This is a genomic window from Streptomyces sp. SP17BM10, from assembly GCF_036322405.1.
In the GTDB taxonomy this organism is placed as follows: domain Bacteria; phylum Actinomycetota; class Actinomycetes; order Streptomycetales; family Streptomycetaceae; genus Kitasatospora.
Genome location: NZ_JAQYXB010000324.1, coordinates 1 through 322, shown reverse-complemented (window position 1 = coordinate 322; position 322 = coordinate 1). Strand labels below are relative to the sequence as shown.

The following is a 322-nucleotide window of genomic DNA, read 5'->3' as shown; positions in this document are numbered from 1 at the left end:
GGACTTCAGCGAGCCGAGCAGGAGCGGCCGTTCGCGGTCCTGCCCGTAGGTCGCGAGGAGCGCCTGGGCCTCGATCGGGTCGCCGAGCGGCGTGCCCGTCCCGTGGCCCTCGACGGCGACCTTGACGATCGTGCCCTGCATCGGCGAGGCCAGCGTGTCACCGCTGACGGCCGAGCCGGCCTTCTTCGCGCCCACGCGGCGCTTGGCCTTGGCCGGACGGTAGGAGGTGGCCCTGGTGAGCGCGCCGGGCGGCGCCGCGGCGACGAGCGCGGCGTGGTCCGCGTCCACCTCGGCGTCGGTGGCGGCGTGGGCGAAGCGGTAG

At 76.1% G+C, this 322-nt stretch carries 1 protein-coding gene; it reads right to left on the bottom strand.

Annotated elements, in window-relative coordinates:
• Positions 1-322, bottom strand: a 322-nt coding sequence (locus tag PUR71_RS01630; RefSeq protein WP_329924473.1) for a hypothetical protein, incomplete at both ends; no start/stop codon positions are given.